The sequence below is a fragment of the Streptomyces sp. NPDC001709 genome, assembly GCF_053596375.1.
This window is the reverse complement of the sequence record NZ_JBSFGB010000010.1, coordinates 15,005-38,022: the sequence shown is the minus strand read 5'-3', so window position 1 is coordinate 38,022 and position 23,018 is coordinate 15,005. Positions and strand designations below refer to the sequence as shown.

At 70.1% G+C, this 23,018-nt stretch carries 20 protein-coding genes; 6 read left to right on the top strand and 14 right to left on the bottom strand.

What is annotated here, in order from left to right; translation table 11 throughout:
- Window positions 1-20 precede the first annotated feature (20 nt).
- The 4 genes from ACWC0C_RS17360 to ACWC0C_RS17345 are packed head-to-tail and all read left to right on the top strand — an operon-like array spanning window position 21 to window position 5,367.
- Window positions 21-1,556: a GMC family oxidoreductase gene (locus tag ACWC0C_RS17360; protein ID WP_450864715.1), complete on the top strand. Its 1,536-nt coding sequence runs from the start codon at window positions 21-23 to the stop codon at window positions 1,554-1,556.
- Window positions 1,553-3,046, top strand: a complete 1,494-nt coding sequence (locus tag ACWC0C_RS17355; RefSeq protein WP_450864714.1) for an aldehyde dehydrogenase family protein — start codon at window positions 1,553-1,555, stop codon at window positions 3,044-3,046. Before ACWC0C_RS17360 ends, ACWC0C_RS17355 begins: the two co-directional genes overlap by 4 nt.
- A gap of 6 nt (window positions 3,047-3,052) precedes the next feature.
- Window positions 3,053-4,096, top strand: coding sequence for a zinc-binding dehydrogenase (locus tag ACWC0C_RS17350; RefSeq protein ID WP_450864713.1), 1,044 nt, complete (start codon window positions 3,053-3,055; stop codon window positions 4,094-4,096).
- The gene (locus ACWC0C_RS17345; RefSeq protein WP_450864712.1) at window positions 4,063-5,367 is read left to right on the top strand and encodes a flavin-containing monooxygenase; all 1,305 of its coding nucleotides are present in this window, start codon (window positions 4,063-4,065) and stop codon (window positions 5,365-5,367) included. The genes ACWC0C_RS17350 and ACWC0C_RS17345 overlap by 34 nt, the downstream gene beginning before the upstream one ends.
- A gap of 137 nt (window positions 5,368-5,504) precedes the next feature.
- On the opposite strand, the gene ACWC0C_RS17340 is transcribed toward ACWC0C_RS17345, so the two are convergent.
- From ACWC0C_RS17340 to ACWC0C_RS17295, 10 genes are all read right to left on the bottom strand, one after another.
- Complete coding sequence (locus ACWC0C_RS17340) at window positions 5,505-6,683, bottom strand: cytochrome P450 family protein (protein ID WP_450864711.1); 1,179 nt, start codon at window positions 6,681-6,683, stop codon at window positions 5,505-5,507.
- 104 nt (window positions 6,684-6,787) lie between these two features.
- Window positions 6,788-8,128: an MFS transporter gene (locus ACWC0C_RS17335; protein WP_450864710.1), complete on the bottom strand. Its 1,341-nt coding sequence runs from the start codon at window positions 8,126-8,128 to the stop codon at window positions 6,788-6,790.
- Window positions 8,129-8,246: 118 nt separating this feature from the next.
- Window positions 8,247-9,953 (bottom strand): AMP-binding protein, encoded by a 1,707-nt coding sequence (locus ACWC0C_RS17330; RefSeq protein ID WP_450864709.1) that lies wholly within the window; start codon window positions 9,951-9,953, stop codon window positions 8,247-8,249.
- Window positions 9,954-9,958: 5 nt separating this feature from the next.
- Window positions 9,959-10,759 (bottom strand): enoyl-CoA hydratase/isomerase family protein, encoded by an 801-nt coding sequence (locus tag ACWC0C_RS17325; protein WP_450864708.1) that lies wholly within the window; start codon window positions 10,757-10,759, stop codon window positions 9,959-9,961.
- Complete coding sequence (locus tag ACWC0C_RS17320; protein WP_449195587.1) at window positions 10,756-11,496, bottom strand: SDR family NAD(P)-dependent oxidoreductase; 741 nt, start codon at window positions 11,494-11,496, stop codon at window positions 10,756-10,758. Before ACWC0C_RS17320 ends, ACWC0C_RS17325 begins: the two co-directional genes overlap by 4 nt.
- A complete protein-coding gene (locus tag ACWC0C_RS17315; RefSeq protein WP_449195586.1) occupies window positions 11,496-11,990 on the bottom strand; it encodes an iron-sulfur cluster assembly protein in 495 nt (164 codons plus the stop codon). The genes ACWC0C_RS17320 and ACWC0C_RS17315 overlap by 1 nt, the downstream gene beginning before the upstream one ends.
- Window positions 11,987-13,072, bottom strand: coding sequence for a Phenylacetic acid catabolic protein (locus ACWC0C_RS17310; protein ID WP_450864707.1), 1,086 nt, complete (start codon window positions 13,070-13,072; stop codon window positions 11,987-11,989). Before ACWC0C_RS17310 ends, ACWC0C_RS17315 begins: the two co-directional genes overlap by 4 nt.
- On the bottom strand, window positions 13,073-13,960 hold the full coding sequence (locus ACWC0C_RS17305; protein ID WP_449195584.1) for a Phenylacetic acid catabolic protein: 888 nt from the start codon (window positions 13,958-13,960) through the stop codon (window positions 13,073-13,075).
- Between the two features lie 52 nt (window positions 13,961-14,012).
- Window positions 14,013-15,005 (bottom strand): 3-oxoacyl-ACP synthase III family protein, encoded by a 993-nt coding sequence (locus ACWC0C_RS17300; RefSeq protein WP_450864706.1) that lies wholly within the window; start codon window positions 15,003-15,005, stop codon window positions 14,013-14,015.
- Window positions 15,005-16,048 (bottom strand): ketoacyl-ACP synthase III family protein, encoded by a 1,044-nt coding sequence (locus ACWC0C_RS17295; RefSeq protein WP_449195582.1) that lies wholly within the window; start codon window positions 16,046-16,048, stop codon window positions 15,005-15,007. The genes ACWC0C_RS17300 and ACWC0C_RS17295 overlap by 1 nt, the downstream gene beginning before the upstream one ends.
- Window positions 16,049-16,437: 389 nt before the next feature.
- Between ACWC0C_RS17295 and ACWC0C_RS17290 the strand changes: the two genes are divergently transcribed.
- Together ACWC0C_RS17290 and ACWC0C_RS17285 are read left to right on the top strand one after the other, a co-directional pair.
- Window positions 16,438-18,309 carry a 2-oxoacid:acceptor oxidoreductase subunit alpha gene (locus tag ACWC0C_RS17290; protein WP_450864705.1) on the top strand — a complete coding sequence of 624 codons (1,872 nt, stop codon included), beginning with the start codon at window positions 16,438-16,440 and terminating at the stop codon, window positions 18,307-18,309.
- A complete protein-coding gene (locus ACWC0C_RS17285) occupies window positions 18,306-19,373 on the top strand; it encodes a 2-oxoacid:ferredoxin oxidoreductase subunit beta (protein ID WP_450864704.1) in 1,068 nt (355 codons plus the stop codon). The genes ACWC0C_RS17290 and ACWC0C_RS17285 overlap by 4 nt, the downstream gene beginning before the upstream one ends.
- 236 nt (window positions 19,374-19,609) lie before the next feature.
- Here ACWC0C_RS17285 and ACWC0C_RS17280 read toward each other — a convergent pair whose 3' ends face one another.
- The 4 genes from ACWC0C_RS17280 to ACWC0C_RS17265 all read right to left on the bottom strand — a co-directional run bounded on the left by ACWC0C_RS17280 (window position 19,610) and on the right by ACWC0C_RS17265 (window position 22,934).
- Window positions 19,610-20,443 carry a methyltransferase domain-containing protein gene (locus tag ACWC0C_RS17280; protein ID WP_450864703.1) on the bottom strand — a complete coding sequence of 278 codons (834 nt, stop codon included), beginning with the start codon at window positions 20,441-20,443 and terminating at the stop codon, window positions 19,610-19,612.
- A complete protein-coding gene (locus tag ACWC0C_RS17275) occupies window positions 20,440-21,744 on the bottom strand; it encodes an MAB_1171c family putative transporter (protein ID WP_450864702.1) in 1,305 nt (434 codons plus the stop codon). The genes ACWC0C_RS17280 and ACWC0C_RS17275 overlap by 4 nt, the downstream gene beginning before the upstream one ends.
- Window positions 21,745-21,749: 5 nt before the next feature.
- Window positions 21,750-22,250, bottom strand: a complete 501-nt coding sequence (locus ACWC0C_RS17270) for a hypothetical protein (RefSeq protein WP_450864701.1) — start codon at window positions 22,248-22,250, stop codon at window positions 21,750-21,752.
- Window positions 22,251-22,454: 204 nt separating this feature from the next.
- Window positions 22,455-22,934, bottom strand: a complete 480-nt coding sequence (locus ACWC0C_RS17265; RefSeq protein WP_449195576.1) for a helix-turn-helix domain-containing protein — start codon at window positions 22,932-22,934, stop codon at window positions 22,455-22,457.
- Window positions 22,935-23,018 lie beyond the last annotated feature (84 nt).

Below are 23,018 nucleotides of genomic sequence, written 5' to 3'. Positions count from 1 at the left end.
GGGACAAGGGAGGAGTGATCATGACGACCTACGACGTCATCGTGATCGGCGGCGGATCCGCCGGCTGCGTCCTCGCCAACCGGTTGAGCGCGAGTCCGCGGCTGTCGGTCCTGCTCCTCGAGGCCGGACCCGATTTCGCGACCATCGAGGAGCTGCCGGCGGAGATCGCCGACGCGACATACGCGCCGTACACGCACGACTGGGGCTATCGATCGGTTCCGGACGAGTTCGGCAACGAGGTGCCGGTTCCCCGCGGCCGGATCATCGGCGGATCCTCCTCCGTCAACGTCTGTGTGGCGATGCGCGCCCGGCCGTCCGATCATGACGCATGGGCGGACCTGGCCGGGCCCGCATGGGGCTACCCGCAGATGCTCCCCTTCTACAAGAAGATGGAGCACTACCCCTACGGCGAGGAGAAGTTCCACGGCCTCGACGGGCCGTACCGCATCACCCTGAGCGCGGCGGCGGACCTGGGTCCGCACGTCGCGGCGATGGGAGAGGCGAGCGCACGGCTCGGATATCCGAGAGTCGACGACTTCAACGCGCCGGGCGCGCCGGGCTTCGCGCACACTCCGCTCAGCGCGGCCGACGGCGTGCGGCTGAGCACGGCCATCGGCTACCTCAACCCGGTCCGCCACCGGCCGAACCTGGAGGTGCGCGGCAACGCGCTGGTCGACCGGGTGCTCTTCCGGGGCAACCGGGCCCGCGGGGTCCGGCTCGCCTCGGGGGAGGAGATCGGCGCGGGGCACGTCGTGCTGAGCGCCGGCGCCCACAACACCCCGGTCATCGCCATGCGTTCGGGCATCGGAGACCGCGCCGAGCTCGCGTCACACGGAATCGACGTGCTGGCCGAGCTCCCGGGCGTGGGGCGCAACCTCACCGAACACCCCGCCTTCTGGAACATCCACGTCGCCAAGCCGCCGCAGGATCCAGCGCGGCAGATGTTCGGCAGCGTGCTCAGCGTTGCCACGGGACCGGGCGAGCCGGACTACGACGTGCAGATCCTGCCGTCGGCGGCGGTGCCGACCGAGAGTCTGCCCGCCATGATCGTCCCGCCGGTCGAGAACCACCCGACCGGCTGGGACATGGTCTTCTTCGTCTCCTGCGTCCAGCCCCGTTCGCGGGGCACCGTGCGACTCGCCTCACGCGACCCCGAGGACGCGCCGACCATCGATCTCGGGCTCTACACGGTCGCCGACGACGCCGAACGGGTCGCCGACGCCGTGCGTATCGCCCGCAGGATCGCGCGCACCCAACCGCTCGCCGACCTGCTGGTGGACGAGCGGGTGCCGGGTCCCGGCGTGAGCGACGAGGAGCTGGCGGACGCGATCCGGCGGGCACCGGCGCACTACAACCACGGCAGTTCCACGATGCGGATGGGTCCGCACCGTGATCCGCACTCCGTCGTCGACACCGACGGCGCCGTGTACGGCGTCGAGGGACTCACCGTCGCGGACGCCTCGGTGTTCCCGGCGATGCCGCGCGTCGCCACCAATGTTCCGACCATCGTGATCGCCGAGCGGATCGCCTCGGTGCTGAAACAGAGGATGTCATGACTACGACGTTCGATACCGCTCAGCTCCTGCGGACGCGCTGGTCCTCGCCGGACGAGGCGGACCGGTTCACCGTGCACAATCCAGCGACCGGCAAGCCGCTGGCGGTCATTCAGGGCGCGGGCGCGGAGCAGGTGGACCAGGCGGTCCGCGCCGCGCACGAGGCGCACTTCGCGTGGAAGGCCCGCACGCCGCGGGAGCGCGGCAAGTGGCTGTGGAAGGTCGCCCAGGCGATCCGCGAGAACGCCGACGACATCGCGGCGCTCGAGTCCAGCGACAACGGCAAGCCCTTCACCCAGGCGCGGAACTTCGACCTCGAAGGCGCACCCACCATCTTCGAGCTCTTCGCCGGCCTGTGCGAGGCGATCCCGAGCCAGGCGCGTGACTCGGGCAGCATGCTGGACATCACGCTGCGCGAGCCCTTCGGGGTCATCGGCGCCATCATTCCGTTCAACTGGCCCCCGCTGCACACCGCCGGCAAGCTCGCCCCCGCGCTCGCGGCCGGCAACGCCGTGGTCATCAAGCCGCCGGAGCAGGCGCCGCTGTCCGTGATGCGGGTCGCCGAGCTGGCCCAGTCCATCCTCCCGGACGACGTCGTGCACATCGTGCCCGGTGCCGGTGCGGTCGGCGCGCAGCTCGCCGGACACAAGCTCGTGGGCAAGGTCTCCTTCACCGGCGCGCCCACCACGGGCCAGGCCGTGATCCGCACGGCCGCGGAGAACCTGACGCCGACTCTGCTGGAGCTCGGCGGCAAGAACGCCCTGGTGATCTTCGAGGACGCGGACCTCGACTCGGCCGTGCCGTGGGCGGTGGAAGGCGGCTACTTCAACCAGGGCGAGGCCTGCACCGCCGCCTCGCGCGTGCTGGTCCACGTCGACCGCTACGAGGAGGTCGTCCGGCGACTCACGGCTGCCGTGGGCCGGCTGAAGGTCGGCCACGGCGCGGACGCGGACACGCACGTCGGACCGCTGGTGACCCCGGCGCAGCGGCAGCGCGTGCTGGACTACCTCGACCTCGGCGTCCGCGAAGGCGCCACGATCGCGGCCCAGGCGGCGCTGCCCACCGACCCTGAGCTGGCGGACGGCTACTTCGTCCCGCCCACACTGTTCACCGGCGTCACCCCGGACATGCGCATCGCCACGGAGGAGATCTTCGGCCCCGTCGTCTGCGTGATCCCGTTCCGCGACGAGGCCGAGGCGGTCCGCATCGCCAACGGCACCGAGTTCGGCCTGGTCGCCGGTGTGTTCACCCGCGACACCGAGCGCGCCATGCGGTTCAGCCGGGAGCTGCGCGTGGGCATCGTGTTCGTCAACCACTACAACCGCTCGTTCACCGGTACCCCGTTCGGCGGTGTGGGTGCCAGCGGATACGGCCGCGAGCACGCCATCGAGACGCTGCAGGAGTACAGCTACGCCCGCAGCCTGCGACTGCCCTCCGGCCGCGGCGAGATTCCGCGCTGGGCACCGTCGCTCGAAGTCGTCACCGGAGGCTGAACCGAAGTGAGCACGACAATGCGGGCAGCGGTCTGCGTCCAGGCGGGTGGCCCGGAGGTACTGGAGATCCGCGAGCTGCCGGTGCCCGGGGTCCGCGAGGGCTGGAGCCTGGTCCGGGTGGAGGGCGCGGGCCTGAACCGGTCCGAGCTGAGGACCCGTCAGGGGCATTCGCCGAACGTGCAATTCCCCCGGGTGCTCGGGATCGAGTGCGTGGGAACGGTGGCGGCCTCGACCGATGCCGCGCTGCCCGTCGGCCAGACCGTCGCGGCCGTGATGGGGGAGATGGGACGCGAGTTCGACGGCGGGTACGCGGAGTACGCGCTGCTGCCGAACTCGCTGCTCATGCCGGTCTGCACCACGCTGCCCTGGGACGTGCTGGCCGCGCTGCCGGAGACGTATCTGACCGCGCAGGGCTCGCTGGACGCGCTGGGCGTGGTGCCGGGCGGACCCGGCCGCCTGCTGATCCGCGGCGGGACCTCGTCGGTCGGCATGGCGGCGGCTTCGATCGCGTCCGCCCACGGCATCGAGACCGCGGCCACGACCCGGCGCCGGGAGAAGGCGGACGCCTTGAGCGCGGTCGGCGTCGACCACGTGCTCCTGGACGACGGGGGGTCGCCGGCGGACATCGTGCGCAAGATCTGGCCCGACGGCCCGGACTACGTCCTGGACCTGATCGGCACGAGCACGGTGCCGGACTCGCTGAAGCTGGTCCGCCGCGGCGGGACGGTGTGCGTGTCCGGCTCGCTCAGCGGCTGGCTCATCAAGGAGTTCGAACCGATCGCGATGATCCCGCCCGGCACCAAGCTCACGGCCTTCCACAGCGACAGCCTCAAGGGCGCCGCCGGTGCGCCGGTGCTGCAGCGGGTCGTCGACGAGGTCCAGGACGGTGTCTACCGGCCCAACGTCGACCGGGTCTTCGACCTCGAAGACATCGTCGAGGCGCACCGGCACATGGAGAACGACCAGGCCACCGGGAAGGTCGTCGTGCTGCCCCGGACGAACGGAGGGATGAGCGGATGGGAACGGAGTTCGCCGAGACAGTCGTCATAGGCGGCGGCCAGCAGGGATGCTCGGTCGCGGGCGCGCTTTCCCGGCTGGGCTACCAGGCGTTGGTGATCGAGCGTGGCGAGATCGGCCAGGCCTGGGCCAACGAGCGCTGGGACAGCCTGCGCGTCAACACACCGAACAGGACGGTCGCCTTCCCGGACTGGCCGTACGACGGTGATGACCCCGAAGGCTATATGCCGGCCCGCGAGGTGGCCGAACGTCTCCGGTGCTACGTGGCCGCGACGGGCATTCAGGTCCGCGAGCACACCAGCGTCCGGATGGTCGAGTCCCCGATCGACGGGGCGTCGCACGAGGATGCGCGCTTCCGCGTCCACCTGGACAGCGGAGAGGCCGTCGAAGCCCGCAACGTCGTCGCGGCGTTGGGCGGGTACTCCTCGCCACGCATTCCGGAGGTGGCCGCGGGGGTGGACCTCTCGGTCACACAGCTGCACACGCGTTATTACCGCAACCCGGAGTCCCTGCCGAGCGGCGCGGTTCTCGTCGTGGGCGCGGGCAACAGCGGCCAGCAGATCGCGGAAGACCTCTGCGAAGCCGGCCGGGACGTGTATCTCGCGGTCGGCGGGCACAAGACCGCGCCCCGGCGCTACCGTGGCGCGCAGATCCTCGACTGGCTGCAACTGCTGCTGCCGGAAGGGAACCTTGAGACCGCGTCGGGCGGACGCGGTGACTCTCCCGTGCTGCCGGGCGTTTCGGTGCTCAGCGGAAAGGACGGCGGCCAGGACCTGAGCCTGCCGATCCTGGCCGCGAAGGGTGTCACGCTCGTCGGCTCCGTCCGCGGTGCGCTGGGCGGTGTGCTGCGGCTGGAGGACAACGTCCGTGCCGTGGCGCAGGCGGCCGCCCACAAGGAGAGCGAGCTGCTGAAGGCCATCGACGCGGCGATCGAGCGGCAAGGGCTGGTCGTTCCCGAGGCGGATCCCGCACCCGAGTACGACCCCTCGCTCATCGCGGACTACGGCAGCACGTTGGATCTGGTCGCCAACAACATCACGACGATCATCTGGGCCACGGGTTTCGTGCCCGACTACGGGATTCTGCCCGCCAAGGCCCTCGACGAGGGCGGCATGCCGGTGCATCGCAGGGGACTGGGCACGTTGCCGGGTCTGTACTACGCCGGTCTGCCCGAGGGCGGGTCCGTGATGCCGCTGCTCATCGCCGCCACGCGCAACCAGGCCGAGTGCGTCGCCCGGCACATCCAGATGGACAACACCCTCCGCCACCGTTCGCCCATGGCCATCGGCCGACTGTGGACCTGAGCGTATCCACCGGGCGTGCGGCGAGCACGTCGTGACCGGGGAGCGAGCCCGCAGCACCACGCGGGCTCGCTCTCTGCATGACATACGACTGCCGGCGGCAGGGGCTCCCCTGCCGCCGGCAGTCGTGTTCCAGGCCGTCATGCCGGGTGGGGGATGACCTCCAGGCCCACGGGGCCGTTGATGATGAACGATGTCAGGCGTGCGGGTTCTTGTCCGGGGTGGGCGAGGGCGAGATCGGGGAGGCGTGTGAACAGCGTGGTCAGGGCGATGTCCGCTTCCAGGCGGGCGAGGTGTGCGCCGAGGCAGAAGTGGGGTCCGTGGCCGAACGCGAGGTGTTCTTTGCTGGCCCGTGTGGGGTCGAAGCGTTCCGGGCAGTGCGGGTGAAGTTCCGGGTCGCGTCCGGCGGCGGCGAAGCCGAGGGTGATCGCATCGCCCTTGCGGATGACGACGCCTTCGCCGAGGTCGATGTCCTCAAGGGCGCAGCGCAGGGGGATGTGCATGACCGGCCCCTCGATCCGTAGCGTCTCCTCGATGATGTCCTGCCAGCTGATGGTTCCCTCCTGGACCCGGGTGAGGTTTTCGGGGTGGGTGAGCAGGGCTTGGACGGCACTGGTGATGAGGTTGACGGTGGTCTCGTAACCGGCGCCGATCATGAGGAAGAGGGTGCCGAGCAGCACGGGATCCGGCATCGCCTCCTCATCGGTCTCCGACGGCAGGAGCAGGTCGCTGGTCAGATCGGCGGCCGGATGCTCCCTCTTGTACCGCAGCAACTCGCCAAGCCGCTCGTACAGTTCGTTGTGGGCGGCCAGCGCGTGTTCCGGGTCGAGCGAGGAATCCAGAACGGCGTCGATCCCGGTGCCGATCCTTGTGCGCAGGTGATCGGGGACGCCGAACAGATCGCAGATGACGGTGATGGTCAGCGGCAGTGCCAGGTCCTTGCGCACATCCGCGCTGGCCCCGGGGGGCAGCGCGGCCAGCGCTTCGACCAGGCGGTCCGCGGTCGCCTGGACCTGCGGACGCATCTTTTCGACCTGCCGCGGCGAGAACGTGGGGGCGACGCGGCGCCGGGACCTGCGGTGCTCATCGCCGTAGGCGTTGAAGAAGCTCTGCTGCAAGGCGATGGGAGCAAGCGACCAGCCCTCGGGCATATCGGCCAGGCCCTCCCAGTGCCGGCGGATGTCACGCGAGACGCGCGGGTCGTTGGTCAACGCCTGGACGACGCTGTGCCGGGTGACCGCCCAGGCGCGGACGGGCCCTGGAAGCTCCACCAGTACCGCCGGCCCCTCGGTGCGCAACGCGGCAGCCTCGGCGTGCATCGTGGAGCCTGTGGGATCGAGAACGGGACACCTGAGAACGGACGAGGACGACATGCGATACTCCCTCACTGGAAATTGCATGGAATGGGGCCAGGATTCTCGAACTAGCTTCTGACGGTCGTGATTTCGGGGGACGTGACCGTTGCCGTCGGTTCGGCGGTGCGCTGTGCGGCCGTGCTGTCGGAGCGTTCCCGTAGGAATGCCGAAGCGACCAGCGCGATCAGGCCGGCGGCCGCCATATAGACGGCGATCGGCGTCCAGCTGTGGAACGTGCCGAGCAGTGACGTGGCGATGATCGGGCTGACGGCGCCACCGAGCAATCCCCCCACGTTGTAGCTGATGGACATTCCGGAATACCGCAGAGCCGTGGGGAAAAGCCGTGGATAGAATGCCCCCTGTACGCCGTAGTTCGCGGCGAACCCGGCGAACAGCAGCAGGAATCCGAGAGCCATCAGCGGGAAGGATCCGCTGTCCAGCAGCGGGAACCAGGCGAACGGGGCCACCGTCATGACGACGATGCCGCCGACGAAGAGCGTCTTGCGGTGGTACCGGTCACCCAGCCAGCCGGAGAACGGCATGGCGACGATCAGGAAGACGCACGATCCGACGAGCAGCACCAGCATCACGGACCGGCCGACGTTGATGGTCGCGGCGTATTTGAGCGAGAAGACCGACCCCAGGTAGAACACCAGGAACATCGGAAGCGCCGACAGCGAGGCGCACAAGGTGATCAGACCGTGCCGCACCACGACGTCGAACGTCGGCCTGCTCCTGACCACGCCCGCGGCCTTCACCTGCTCGAACTCGGGTGTTTCCGCGAGCCGCAGCCGGACGTGCAGCGCGACGCCCACGAGCACGGCGCTGAAGACGAACGGCAGTCGCCATCCCCACGACAGCACCTGCCGGTCCGGAAGCGCGGTGACGAGGAGGAGGGCGCCGTTGGCCAGCAGCAGTCCCCAGGCGTTACCGGTGCCGACGATGCCGGTGAGCAGGCCCCGCCGGTTCGGCTGGGCGCTCTCCAGCGCCATCAGGAATCCGCCGCTCGACTCTCCGCCGAGTGAGAATCCCTGGATGAACCGGAGGGTTGTCAGCAGTATCGGAGCGGCGACACCGATGGTCTTGTAGGTGGGGAGCAGACCTATCAGGACCGTCGCGCCCCCCATCACCGTGAGCGTGGTGATCAGCGTCGTCTTACGGCCGATCCGATCTCCGAAGTGCCCGAAGACAACGGCGCCGAGCGGCCTTCCCGCAAAGGCGACCGCGAACGTCGACAGTGACAGCAGGGTGCCGGTGGCGGCGTTGAACGAAGGGAAGAACAGTTTGTTGAAGTAGAGCGACGAGAACGAACCGTAGATGAGGAATTCGTAGAACTCGATGCTGTTCCCGATGAGACTGCTCAATACGGCTCTTCTACGCTGATCATTGCTTATGGTGACGGCCTTCATTTCGTCTCCATGGAATAGTCCGGATTCCTGGCAAGATCAGGGCGACGGGTCAGCGGGCTGTGCACCTGGGAGGTGCGCCAGTTGCACAGCCCGCGGGATCCGCCGCCGAATCGGGAAGCTAATTCTGGAAGTCCTCCTCCCACCATTCCTGCGCCGATCGCGCCTCCCGCTGTGCCTCCCTCCTCCGTAGCTCGGCGCGCTGGGTCTTGCCGGAGACGGTGGTCTTGGGCAGCTCGGCGAACTCGATGCGGCGGATGCGCTTGTACGGTGCGAGGTGTTCGCGGGCGTGCGCGAGGATGTGCTGTGCGGTCTTCGCTTCCGGCTGGTAGCCGGCGGCGAGCGCCACGTACGCCTTGGGCACGGCCAGGCGCAGCGGTTCGGGTGAGGGCACCACGGCGGCCTCCTGGACGGCCGGGTGCTGCAACAGCACGCTCTCCAGCTCGAAGGGGGATATCCGGTAGTCGGATGCCTTGAAGACGTCGTCGCCGCGCCCCAGGTAGGTGAAGCGGCCGTCGGCGTCACGGGTGGCGAAGTCACCGGTGCGGTAGTAGCCGTCGCGCGTGCAGCGGGCGGTCGCCTCGGCGTCGCCCAGATACCCGCTCATCAAGCCGAGCGGCCGGGCGGCGAGCGGCAGGCAGATCTCGCCCTGTGCGGAGGTGCCCCGGACGGGGGTGCCGGTGTGCGGGTCGAGCAGCGTCACCTCGTAGCCAGGCATCGCCCAGCCCAGAGTCCCATCCGCGTTCGGCATCCCCGGCGGGTTCCCGATCGAGGCGGTGGTCTCGGTCTGCCCGTAGCCGTCCCGTACCGTCACCCCCCACGCCTCGCGGATCCGGCGCACCACCTCCGAGTTCAACGGCTCCCCAGCGGCCACCGCCTCGCGCAGCGATATCGGCAACCGCGTGAGGTCTTCCTGGAGCAGGCTCCGCCAGACGGTGGGCGGCGCGCAGAAGGTGGTCACCGCGTAGCGCGACATCATCTCCAGCAGCGGACGCGCCGCGAACCTCGGCTGGTTGACGACCATCACCGTCGCCTGTGCGTTCCAGGGGGAGAACAGGTTGCTCCAGGCCCACTTGCCCCAGCCGGGCGAGGAGATGTTGAGGTGCACGTCGCCGGGGCGCAGGCCGAGCCAGTACATGGTCGACAGGTGGCCGATCGGATAACTCACGCTCGTGTGCCCGACCATCTTGGGGAGGGAGGTCGTGCCCGAGGTGAAGTAGATGAGCGACAGGTCCTCGGGCCGCGTCAGTACCGCGTCTTGGAGCGGCTCGGCGGCGTAGGCCTGCTGGTAGTCCCGCCAGCCCGGAACCGGGCCCCCGACGGCGATGCGCGTCCAGCCGCCGTGCAGTTCCTCCAGCTTGGGGGTGAGGTCGGCCTCGGCGATGACATGTCCCACCCCGCCGCGTTCCAGCCGGTCGGCCAGGTCGGCGGGCGTGAGCTGGACGGCCGTGGGGATCACCGTGCAGCCCAGGCGGAACGCGGCCAGCACGGACTCCCACAGTTCCACCCGGTTGCCGAGCATCAGCAGGATGCGGTCCCCGCGCCGTACGCCGGCCGACTGCAGCCATCGGGCGACCCGCCGGGAGCGCTCGGCCAGTTCGGCGAAACTCAGTGCGGTGTCGGCGACGATCGCGCCCTGCTTGTCCAGGTCGACCACGCGCAGCGCGGTGGCGTGGTTCTTGTCGGCGATGACATCGAACCAGTCCGCGACCCAGCTGAAGGTCTCCCCGATCGCGGGCCTGGGAAAGGCCCGGGCACGCGGCAGGTCACCGTAGGAATCCAGCAGGTGGTCGCGGGCGCGTCGAAACTCGTCGGTCGCTGTACGCATGGTGATTACCTCCCGGTGAAGCGTGCGTGGCCAGGGCCGTCGGTGATGAACCGCTGCATGCCGGTCATGCGGTCCTCGGTGCCGAACAGTCCGGCGAACGCCGTCCGTTCGATTGCCAGGCCGGCGGCCAGATCGGTCGCCAGGCCCCGGTCGATGGCGGTCTTCGCGGCGTGCAGGGCCAGTGCCGGTCCCGCCTCGAAGCGGCGCGCCCATCGCAGTGCGCTGTCCAGTACCTGGTCGGTCGGCTCGACGTGGTCCACCAGGCCGATCTCCAGTGCCTCGGCCGCGCCCACCTGGCGCCCGGTGAAGATCAGCTCCTTGGCCTTGGCCGGACCGATCAGCCGGGGCAGCCGCTGGGTGCCGCCCGCTCCCGGGATGACGCCGAGCAGGATTTCGGGGAGCCCGAGCCGGGCCTCGCTGCCGCAGATGCGCACGTCGGCGGTCAGGGCCAGCTCGCAGCCGCCGCCGAGAGCGGGCCCGTTGATCGCGGCCACGACGGGCTTGGGGATGGCGGCAACCGCGTCGAAGGCGGCCTGGAGCACGGCCGCGTGCCCGACCATCTCGGCGTGCGTCATCGCGGCCATTTCCTTGATGTCGGCCCCCGCCGAGAAGGCGGTGGGTCCGCCGTGCACGACCACCGCGCGGACCCGCTCGTCGGTTGCGGCCTGATCGGCGGCGCGGTGCAACGCGACCTGTGCCGCACGGTCGAGCACGTTCAGCGGCCGCCGGTCGAGGCGGAGGATGCCCACCGCTCCGTCGATGTCCAGCCGTGCGGCGGGGTGCCCCGCCTCGGGGACGCTCGTCATGACCACAGCAGGCCCCCGTTCACTTCCAGGACGTGGCCGTTGACGTAGGAGGACTCGGGACCGGCCAGGAAGACCGCCGCGTCGGCGGCCTCGTCGGCATCACCGGGCCGGCCGAGGGCCAGCCTGGTCTTGTAGCGCGACCAGACCCGGTCGTTGGTGGTGAGCTGCTGGCCCATCCCCTCGTCGAGGATCCCCGGGGCCAGCGAGTTGACGAGGATGCCGCGGGAGGCGAGCTCGATCGCGCTGACCTTGGTGAACATCTCCACCGCGGCTTTGGTGGCGCAGTATCCGGCGGCCCCGATCGCGACCCGGGTCGCCATGCTGGAGGAGACGTTGACGATCCGGCCGCCCTCGCTGCGTTCCAGGTAGGGGACGGCGGCCTGGGTACAGAGGAAGACCCCGGTCAGGTTGGTGGCCACCATGTCCTGCCAGTCGGCGACCGGCAGCCGGTCCACCTTCCCGTCCCGGCTCACGCCGGCGTTGGCCACCAGGATGTCGATGCCGCCGAAGAGTTCGGCGGTCTCGGCCATCAGCGCGGCAACCGAATGGTGACTGGTGACGTCGACCTGGACGTAGGCGCTGCGCTCGGGAGCGAGGTCGAGAACTTCCTTGATGTCATAGGGGTTGCGGGCGGCGCAGACCACCCGTGCCCCTTCCTTCAGGTAGCGTTCCGCGATCGCCCGGCCGAGGCCCCGGGAGCCCCCGGTGATCACGGCGGTCTTCCCGCTGAGTCGCATCACGATCCTCCTTGCCCGAAGGCCGGTATGGGGAGCAGGGCGGTGGCGGTGCAGCCGGCCGTCCCGATCACATCGAAGAGCGAGCCGCAGCCACGGCAGTCGTAGGGGACCTTGCACACCGCCCCGCCGAAGCGGGCGGCTCGCGCGACGTCGTCGCTGCCGCAGTAGGGACACCGGGGAGCAGCCCCCGCCACCTGGTAGCCGCCCTTGCGCAGCGCCTCCCGGCCGACGGCGGTGACCGCTTCGGGCTGCCACGCGCCGCGCTCCCACACGATCTCGATGTCGTGTCCCGGAGCCGCGTCGTCGAGCGCGGACCGCACCCGCCGGGCGATCTCACCGAGGGCGGGGCAGCCGAGCCGGGTGGGGGTCAGGCGGACCTGGATCCGGTCGCCGGTCAACGACACCGAGCGCAGCACCCCGAGGTCGCGCAGGCCCACGTCGATCTCCGGGTCGCTCACGCCGGCGACCACGTCGGCGAGCTGGTCGGGATTCAACTGAACACCCCCGGGGCGTAGTCGTCACGGACCACGCGGCCGCGGGCGAGGGAGTCGGCCAGTGCGCTCCCGCCCAACCCCGCGGTCCGCGTCAGCGGGCGCTCCGGCAGCCGCGCTCCGGGCCCGCCGTTGTCGCTGACCAGCGCGGCGAGACGCGCGTGCAGTGTTGCGGCCAGAGCCGGATCACCGGGAAGCGCGCCCTGCGCCGTGGCGCCGAACATGTCGCCGGCGCACTCGGTCACTTCGGCGTAGGCACGCGCGAACTCCGCCCGGGTCTCGGGCCAGGCGGTCAGCGCCTGCGCCCACCGCCGCCAGTGGTCCAGGTGGACCCGCTGCTCATCGCGGATGGCGGTGATCGCGGGCAGCTGCGCCGCGCCGGGCGCGGCCCCTGCGGTCTGCTCGGCCAGTACGGTGACGGCCGCGGCGATGACGAGACCGCAGGCCACGGTGGACGGCCAGTCGGTGAGGCGCTCGATGGCGTGCGACACCTGCCACTGCGCCTGCGCCCGGTCGAAGAAGCGGGCGTCGACAGCGGGCTGGTCGAAGCCGCACAGCATCAGGATCGTCCCGGCGTGCGCCAGCGCCTCCTGTCCGATCGAGCCGACCGCCAGCGCCTCCTCCACGTCGATGTAGTCGCAGATGCGATCGCCGAGCCTGTTGCCCAGGACGAACAGGTCGTCGGCGAGCGCCAGCCACAGGTCGCGGAGTTCGGACTCGCCGGCCCCGAGCATGTCGTCGCCGCGCTCGGACAGGGCGATGTCATGACGCTCCGGCGTGGAGGCGACAGCAGGCGGGGCGGAGCGGTCGCGGCGGCGTGCGGTGGGGAAGCCGGGCTGGCGGTGCGGCATCCGCGTCTTGGCGGCGAGGAGGTCCCGGTCCTCCGCGCTGGAGACGATCATGTCGGTGCGGCGGACCACCCAGAGCTTGGCGAGGTCGTCGCGCCGCCCATAGGCCTCCTTGGCCAGGTACCAGGCGGCGTCCCGGCGCGGCGAGACGATGGAGCCGACATGGCTGAGCGCCATGGTGGAGCCGCTCTGCGCGAACACCTCGTAGACGTCGGCGTCGGTCGGGGCGTGCGGCATTTACGCCACCCCCTGCAGCGCGCGCCGGTAGTGCGCATTGCGGTCCAGGGAGCGGCGCACCCAGTCGAGGCGCCGCTGCGACGACGGTCCGCCGTTTGCGATCAACTTCTTCACCTCGGCCCAGTCGGCCATCGCGAACTCCCACTCGCCCGTGGGCGCCTGGCGGACCAACGCGGGGTCCACCTGCACGCCGAGCTTCCGAAAGACTGGAATGATCTTGTTCAGCCATTTCTGGCGCACCGCGTCGTTGCTGTCCGGCTTCATGCCGAGTTGCCACATGCGGTTGGCATGCAGGGTGTCGGTGTCGGGCGGCCCCAGGTAGACGAGCAGGCGGGGCAGCCACAGCTCGAACGCCTCCTGCACCCGACGGCGCTGCTCGGCGTCGCCGTGTGTCATGACCTCGTGCGTCAGGTCCAAGGCGTGCTGGTAGTGGAAGGACTCCTCGCGTTCGACCTTGCGCAGCGCCCGGGCGTAGGGCAGGTACACGCCCTTGGCCAGGGACTGGAACTGGCAGATCGCCGCCGAGTTCGTCAGGAGCAGCCCGGCGCCGAGCTCCTCCCAGGTCGCGAAGGAGAAGTGGAAGATGTTGTGCAGTTTCGTGCGGCCCTCTAGGTAGTCGAGGAAGATCTGTTCGCGCGGCATGCCCAGGTCTTCGGCGACACGCGCGACCGCATGCCCGTGACCGACCTCGTCCTGGATCTTGGCCATGAGCATCTGCCGCCTGGTGTGGCTGGGCGCGCGGTCCAGCCACTCGACGTACTGCAACACGCCCACCAGCTCGTTGAGCGCCTGCACGCTCGCGAACCGCCTGGCGCCCTCTCGCACTTCGTCAGGCATCGGATCCCACAGCTCGTAGCCGCGGTGCCCCGCCGCAGTTGCCGTCGGCATGTATGTCTCCTTCCACTGCGTTTGCATGGTTTTCAGCAGCTGTCCGGCCGGCTCAGTACCAGCGGACGACGACGGCCCCCGCGGTCATGCCACCGCCCACTCCGGCCAGCAGCAGGCGCTCGCCCCGCCGGAAGGGCCGGCGTTCGTGCTCCGCGCGCAGGGTGAGCGGGATGGAGGCCGCGGCGGTGTTGCCGAAGTGCGGTGCGGTGAGCGGTACCCGGGCGGGGTCGACGCCGAGTTCGCGGCAACACGCCTCCACCAGGCGGGTGTTGGCCTGGTGCAGGATGAGGCGGTCCACCTCCTCGAGGCGGAGCCCGGCCGAGTCGAGCGCCCCGCCGATCACCTTGGGGAGGGTGTGGAGCGCGTAGTCGCGTACCGCACGGCCCTGCATCCGGAACAGGTGCCCGCCCGCCTCCCGAGCCTCGGCGTCCAGCGGTGTGCGGGTGCCGCCTGCGGGTACCTCGACCAGGTCGCGGTGCTCTCCGTGGGTGGCCAGCCGCCAGCCCAGTACGCCGTACTCCTCGGGCACCGGACCGAGCAGCACCGCCCCGGCCCCGTCGCCGAACAGGCTGACGGTGCGCGGGTCGGTGCGGTTCATCAACGAGGAGTAGATGTCCGTACCGACCACCAGGGCGTAGTCGCCGCCCCGCCGGGACTGCCGCGCCGACACCATCGAGTCGGCGACCGCCAGTGCGTACAGGAAGCCGGAGCACACCGCGTTGACGTCGAATGCCGGGACGTCGGACAGGCCGAGCTTGTTCTGCAGGATCGCCCCGGTGGAAGGCTGCGGCTGGTCCGGCGTCGAGGTGGCCACCACGATCAGCCCGAGCCGGTCCGCCGCCTCGGGCCGTACGGCCAGTGCCTCACGGGCCGCGTGCAGCGCGAGGTCGGAGGTGGTGGTACCGGGCTCCCGGTACCTGCGTTCCAGGATGCCGGTCCGCTCGACGAGCCAGCTCTCGTCCACGCCCGCCCACTCGGCGACCTGCGCGTTGTCGATGACCACCGGCGGCACATGGCCGCCCAGGCCGAGGATTCCCAGGCCCATCAGACCCCCTCCTCCGGCACCTGCACGACGGCGCAGGCCCAGGTCCAGGCCGCCCCGCCGCCGATCACCAGCGCGTAGTCGCCCGGCTGGAGCGAGGCGTGATCACGCAGGTCGGCCAGGTTCGCGAGGAAGTCCCCGCAGCCCAGGTGGCCGGTGGCCGTGCCGAACCGCAGCGCCTCCGCCTTCAGCACCTCGTCCAGGACCGGCGCGTAGATGGAGTCCAGCACGCTCACTCCGAGCCGCGGCAGCGCGATGTACTTGATCCGCGGATCGTCGAGCCGCAACCCCGCGTCGCGCACGCTGTCCACGATCACTTTCCGGATCAGCCGGCCGGCGATCTCGCTGAACCGCTCCTTGCCGTGCTCGGCCATGTAGGACTTCTTGGGACGGCGAAGGTCGATGTAGTCGTTGTGCATCAAGGGCGCGGCGCTGAAGTCGTCGCCGTGCCGGAGCATCAGCTCGAGCTCGGCGGCGGTCGCGGTGGCCAGGGACACCAGCGCGTAGTCGTCGGGTTCCGCGTCGCCGTGGTGCAGCAGCACCGCGGTCCCCGCGTCGCCGTAGCCCAAGCCGTAGTCGCAGGCCCAACGGCGGAAGCCGGGAGGCTCGAAACGGTCGCCGGTGGTGATGAGCGCACCGCCGAGCCCGGGCTCGGCGGCCAGTTGGGTCGCGGCCAGCTGGAGGGCGAGCGCACCACCGTTGCAGCCCTGGTAGACGCCGTACGCGAGGGCCTGGGAGGCACCCACCTCGTTCGCCACGAAGTGCGGTGGCGACCACATGTCATGGCCTTGGTGGTAGATCCAGGTGTGCAGGACGAGGCCCACCTTGGAGGGGCTCCAGCCGGCCCGGTCCATCGCGTCGCGGGCGGCCGCTGCCGCCATCTCGGGAGCGGACAGCCGGGCCGAGACCGGCAGTTGGGTGACTCCGATCTTCTCCGCGACCGGGGCGTCCAGCTTGCCCGCCGCGATGGCGTCCTCGACGGTCTCGTGATCCGGTGGGAACCACGAGGTCGCGGTCTTGATCCGCAGGTCGTTTCCGAATTTCATCAGGTTCCTTCGAAAGCTCGGGATCCGTGGGGTGATCGGGGAGTGCGATGTCCGGCGGGCGGACGTCGGGGTCACCGGCGGCGGTTCGTCCGGCCGGGGGAGACAGGCGCGCCGTACCTGGCGGAGCGCGGTTCGCGGTCGTCCGCCATCTGGGAGCTGACACTGGTGCCCTGAGTCACCGGTGGCTTCGACTATTACATACCTTCATGGAGGTATGTCACGCGGACGTGTCGAGCACTGTTGCTCCAGTCGGCACGGTAACCCCGGTCACTGTGTAACTGGGGGACATCCCCAGTTGCACAGCGGGGAGCCCTCCCTTGCCCCAGTAAAAAACCTTTGCAATGGTATGTTTTCGGTTTCACCGACATCGCGGTCGAAGGGCACGCAGGATGATGGATAAGACGACCGAACGGCTCAAGCTCGACCGGGTGGTGATCCGTTTCGCCGGCGATTCCGGCGACGGTATGCAGTTGACCGGCGACCGGTTCACCTCCGAGGCGGCGGCATTCGGCAACGACCTGGCCACGCTGCCCAACTTCCCGGCCGAGATCCGCGCACCTCAGGGCACCATCCCCGGTGTCTCCTCGTTCCAGGTGCACTTCGCCGACCATGACATCCTCACCCCCGGCGACCGGCCGGACGTGCTCGTGGTGATGAACCCGGCCGCGCTGAAGGCGAACGTGGCCGACTTGCCGGCGGCGGGCACGCTGATCGTCAACACCGACGAGTTCACCCCGCGCAATCTCACCAAGGCCGGCTACGCGTCGAACCCGCTCGAGGACGATTCGCTCTCGGCGTTCCAGGTGCACACGGTCGCGATGTCCGTGCTGACCCAGGGCGCCCTGGCCGAAACCGGCATCGGCAAGAAGGACGCCGAACGCTGCAAGAACATGTTCGCGCTCGGCCTGCTCTCCTGGATGTACCACCGCCCGACCGAGGGCACCGAGCAGTTCCTGCGCGAGAAGTTCGCGAAGAGGCCCGAGATCGCCGAGGCGAACATCCTGGCCTTCCGCGCCGGCTGGAACTACGGCGAGACCACCGAGACGTTCGCGACCACCTTCGAGGTGGCCCCCGCGAAACTCGCCCCCGGCACCTACCGCCAGATCACCGGGAACACCGCGCTGGCCTACGGGATCGTCGCGGCCGGGCAGCGGTCCGGTATGCAGGTGCTGCTCGGCACCTACCCGATCACCCCGGCGTCCGACATCCTGCACGAGCTGTCCAGGCACAAGGACTTCGATGTGATCACCCTTCAGGCCGAGGACGAGATCGCCGGAATCGGCGCCGCGCTGGGCGCCTCGTACGGCGGAGCCCTCGGTGTCACCTCCACGTCGGGCCCCGGAATCGCCCTGAAGTCGGAGACCATCGGCCTCGGTGTCATGCTGGAGTTGCCGCTGGTCGTGATCGACGTGCAGCGCGGTGGCCCGTCGACCGGCCTGCCGACGAAGACCGAGCAGGCGGACCTGCTGCAGGCGATGTTCGGCCGCAACGGCGAGTGCCCCGTACCCGTGATCGCGCCGCAGTCCCCGGCGGACTGCTTCGCCGCCGCGCTGGAGGCCGCCCAGATCGCGCTGAAGTACCGCACGCCGGTGCTGCTGCTGTCCGACGCGGCCAACGCCAACGGATCCGAGCCCTGGCTGGTCCCCGACGTGGCCACGCTGCCGGACCTGTCGGTCACCTTCGCGACCGAGCCGAACGCCCCGGACGGCTCGGGCGAGTTCTGGCCCTACCTCCGTGACCCGGAAACCCTCGCGCGAGCCTGGGCCGTGCCCGGTACCCCCGGTCTGCAACACCGGGTCGGCGGCTTGGAGAAGGCCGAGGGCAAGGGCGACATCTCCTACGACCCGGACAACCACGACCACATGGTCCGGCTGCGCCGGCGCAAGATCGACAACATCGCGGTGCCCGACCTCGTGCCCGACGACCCGTCGGGTGGCAAGGCCCGCGTCCTGGCGCTCGGCTGGGGCTCCACGTTCGGCCCGATCGGCGCCGCGTGCCGCCGCGTACGCCGGGACGGGATGCCGATCGCCCAGGCCCAGCTGCGCAGTCTCAACCCGTTCCCGGCCAACCTCGGCCAGATCCTCGCCTCCTACGACAAGGTCGTCGTGCCCGAGATGAACCTCGGTCAGCTCGCCCTGCTGCTGCGGGCGAAGTACCTGACCGACATCCACTCGTACACCGCGGTCGCCGGCGTGCCGTTCAAGGCCGAAGTACTGCACCACGTGTTCACCGACATCATCAAGGAGGTCGACGCGGCATGACCGCCACCGACATCGGTCTGCCCACCCTCGGTGGGCTGGACCTGATCCCGGCCGACGACGCGCCGCAGAAGGCCAAGGACTACAAGTCGGACCAGGAGGTCCGCTGGTGCCCCGGCTGCGGCGACTACGTCGTGCTCAACACCGTGCAGTCCTTCCTGCCGACCCTCGGCCTCAAGCGGGAGAACATCGTCTTCATCTCCGGCATCGGCTGCTCCTCCCGCTTCCCGTACTACCTCGACACGTACGGCATGCACTCGATCCACGGCCGCGCGCCGGCGATCGCCACCGGCCTCGCCGTCACCCGCCCCGACCTGTCCGTCTGGGTCGTGACCGGCGACGGCGACGCCCTCTCGATCGGCGGCAACCATCTGATCCACGCCCTGCGCCGCAACGTGAACCTCAAGATCCTGTTGTTCAACAACCGGATCTACGGCCTCACGAAGGGCCAGTACTCGCCCACTTCCGAGCCCGGCAAGGTCACCAAGTCCACGCCCGCGGGCTCGCTCGACACCCCCTTCAACCCGATCTCGCTCGCCCTCGGCGCCGAGGCGAGCTTCGTCGCCCGCGCCCTCGACTCCGACAGGCCCGGCCTCACCGAAGTGCTCACCGCCGCGGCTCGGCACCGCGGCTCCGCGCTCGTGGAGATCTACCAGAACTGCCCGATCTTCAACGACGGCGCCTTCGACGTCCTCAAGGACAAGGACCAAGCCGCGGGCCGCCTCATCCCGCTCAAGCCCGGCCGGCCGATCCGCTTCGGCCTCGAACAGGAATACGGCGTCACCGCAACCGGTCGGGGCGGCTTCGAGATCGGCAAGGTCAGCGAGATCGGCGAGCACAACCTTCTCGTGCATGACCCGGCCATCACCGACCCCGCCTACGCCTTCGCCCTCTCCCGCCTCGACGACCAGAGCCTCACGCACACCCCGACCGGCATCTTCCGCCAGGTTCAGCGCCCCACGTACGACGACCAGGCCCGCGACCAGGTCCAGCACGCCCGCACTCAGCGCACGCCGAACCTGCAGTCACTGCTCACCGGCAAGGACACCTGGACCGTCGTCCCTTGAGCAGCGGGCAGGAAGAAGGCCCGCCGGTGCCCTCGGGGGATTAGGGGGGCGCCGGCGGGCGGTTCGGTGCTCCGCGAGGGCTCATGCCAGACCGCATCGCAGCTCACGCCCCTAGCATCCCGCCCCCGCCCTCGACGGGCACTCGCGCGGCCGTGGAGTCTCGCCGTCCTGGGCCCGTCGGGTCGTGGTGCTCGGGCTGACGTCCGCGACGATCAGACCCGGCCGGACCACCTGTGTCAGGGTGTGCCGTCGGCCGGTGTGGACGGCGGCGGGGTGTGCGGCGGGCGGCGGCCCCAGGCGGAGACGGTCATCTGAGGGATGTCGACGAACGCCGGGTCCCGCAGCAGTTCGGTGAACTCGCCGAGGTCCGACTCGGTGACGAGGCCGCCGGCCAGGAGGGCGGGGGCGGCCCGCTGGATGAGCGGGCGCCAGCGGTCCTTGTCGAGTCCCCCCATGCAGCCGGGGTTTGCGGCGTAGGCCACCTCGGTCAGTGCGTTACGGGCGAGCAGCGCGGGCAGTTTGCGGGCCCAGGTCATGTCGGCGCCGTGCTGCCGGCAGGTGTGCTGGTAGGCGGTGAGGATGCGCTGGACCAGCGGGAAGGGGGAGTCGGCGGGCGGCAGGTCGTAGGGTTCTTCGACGACGAGCCAGCCACCTGGGGAGAGCCAGCCGGCGGCCCGGGCGATCATCTCGTCGCGGTCGGGGAGGTGGCAGAACAGGTAGCGGGCGTGGATGAGGTCGAAGGTGCCGGGCGCGTAGTCGTGCCGTGTGACGTCGGCTTCCCGGATCTCCAGGTTGGCGGCCCTGCCGGCCTCGAGATGGCGGGTGTCGAGGTCGACGGCGACCACGCGTCCGGCCGGGCAGCGGGCGGCGAGCCAGTAGGCGATGGAGCCGGCGCCCGCGCCCAGTTCCAGGCAGTTCCAGGACGCCTGGACCGGAAGGCCGTCGATGATGTTCGTGGTGAACGTGTCCACACCGCGCTGTATGGACTCCAGGCGGTCACGTTCGCCCGGGTCGTCGTTGCCGAGCATGCCGGTGCGGTAGGGGGTGGTGGCGGCTTGGCGTTGTGTCACGGGTTTCGCCTGTTCGTGGGAGGAGTGGCCGGGTCGGCGGCCGGCACGTGCCGGCCGGTGCGGTCCGGCGTGACGGGGCGGGACGCGCCGGGGGTCGGTACGGCGGCACCGGACGCGGTGCAACCGGACCCGGCGGGGCCGGTCGTGGTGGGCGGCAGCGGGAAGGAACGTACGGCGGGAAGCTTGCGGCACAGCAGGACGGCGAGCAGGAAGTCGGTCTCGCTGCGCAGGTTGTCGTCCCGCGGGCTCGCGGTGGCCAGCGGGTTCGGGCGGGGTGTGCCCGCGGCGGCCCTGGCCAGGAGGGCGGCCCGCAGCCAGCACGCCGTGAACGCCGGCTCGACCTGTTCCTCGGGCAGATCCTGGGCCGTGACGTGGCGGCGGGCGCGTTCCATCGTCTCCGGTGTCACATAGTCCTGCAGGAGGAGCAGGGCGTCGCGGATCTCGATGACCTGGCGGTAGAGCCGGAGACGGAGCGTCCGCGGACTGCCGAGCAGTGAACGGATCCGGGTACGCGGTCGGTTCAGCACGACGTGCGGGACGGCTTCGACCAGGTCGCGCCACAAGGGGTGCAAACGCCACAGGGCCTTCGCGTCACAGGCCGCGCGATGGCAGGTGAGGGCCAGCGGCAGACCGACCCCGGCGGTCATCAGCCAGGCCGTGAGGGCGATGTTGTCGGGGAACAGGGTGCCCAGCCAGGCGGGGCGGGCGAGCAGGAAGGCCAGGACGACGCACCAGAACACGCACGACGAGGCGAAGCCGGCGGCGAGCAGGAGCAGCCCGGTGCGCAGCGGCCGGTCGTCGCGGGCCGTACGGCCGTAGCGCACGCACAGCACGGCGCAGGGGATCGTGCCGACGAGGTGGGCGGTGATGAGCAGCCACCAGAAGGGGCTGTACCAGGGGACGGCCTCGGCGGTGACACAGCCGGCATGCGGGTCGGCCGTGTAGTTGAGGGTGATCAGGGCCGCGTTCGTCGCGATCATCGGGCCGTAGACCAGCCAAGGGCGGCGCCGCGACATGGCCGCGAGGACGAAGTCGAGGATGAGGGCCGAACTGAGCACCCCCCACGCGTTCATGAACAGGCCGCAGGTCTGGGCGAAGGCGAAGGTGTGGTTCAGTACGGCGGAGACGGGGTCGAGGTAGACGGTGATCGACCCCGCGAGGCCGGTCACGGCGATCAGCAGCATCTTCTGCTGGTGGGAGCGGCGGGCCGTGGGCAGCCGCAGCAGGATCACCAGCCATAGTGCCAGTGCCCCCAACAGCTCGGCGGTGCAACCCAGTTTGTGCACACATCGGATGTCCATGGCCGCTACCTGCGGATCCCGAGGGCGGCCTCGAGCGCGCCGCGCACACCCGCCGACGGCGAGGGGGCCCGCATGCCCGCGGTGGAATGGATCAGGCTGGCGACCAGCTCGGCTTCCTGTTCCTGCTCGGTGGTGTAGTTGGTGCGGGCCAGGAGCCGGCTGATCATGACGGGGCTGATGCTCGGCAGCAGCGTGCTGAGTGCGCCCAGGGTCTCCTGGTCACTGATGCGGTGATCGCACAGGATGTGCCCGATCTCGTGCAGGACGATGTGTTCCCGATGGAACTTGGTGGTCTTCTCCTCGACGAAGATGATGTCGCTGGTGTCGGTGGCGATCCACAGCCCGCAGGCGTTGACGGCCGAGCCGATGGGCATGGTGAGGATCCGGATCGGCCGGTCGCGCCGCACCGACAGCTCCTCGACGAGGGCGTCGATGGAGAAGGGGCTCGGCAGATCGAGCGCGCCGACGAGCGCCTGGCACCGTTTGCGAACCTTCCGTGTGGTCATGGTGTCGCCTTGCTTTTCGGTCGGACACCGAGGAGGCCGCGGTCCTGTATGTGGCGGGTCGCCACGCCTCCGGGCCCCGTGCCGTGGGTCCCGGCCGTGTCCGCCGGACGCGATCCGGCCGTCACGCGCCCGGACGGAGCCCGGCACGGGGTGCGCTGTCGGTGTCTCGTGCTGGTGGGGGGTTGGAGACCGGTGCCCGCTGCCCTAGTCGCTGGTCGGCGGTACGCCGCGCAGCGAGTCCCGGGCCTGGGCCGCGGCCTCGATGATGCCGGCGAGGAGCTGCGAGACCTGGTCCGTGGCCGTGGCGACCGGCGTCGCGTGCGACGTTCTCAGGGCAAGGCCGTGTGCCCTGCTCTCCCGCAACTGCCCGAGCAGTTCCAGCTCTTTGTTGACCTGCTGGAAGACCTGATCGTCGAGGAAGTACGCGCAGCGCTGGATGCCGAGGCTGTACGCGACCTTCACCAGGGTCTCGATGGTGAGGTTGGCGCCGTCGGCGGACTCCACCGACGCCAGGGTGCGTTTGGACACCCCGGCGAGTTCGGCGAGTCTGGCCAGGCTGAACGGTCCTTCGGGGTGATGCCGGCGGATGTGGCGAAGCCGCGCGGCGATGTCGGTCTTCGTCGCGTGGACGTGGTCGTCCAGGGTCCGCGGCGCGGACGTGTCGGTTGCCTGCTGCTGCTCCATCGCCACCTCCTTGGTGCACCATGCTGCTCCAAAGGCGCAACATGTTGCAACCAGGCCTCAAGGAGGCCTATGGTCCTCGATGTG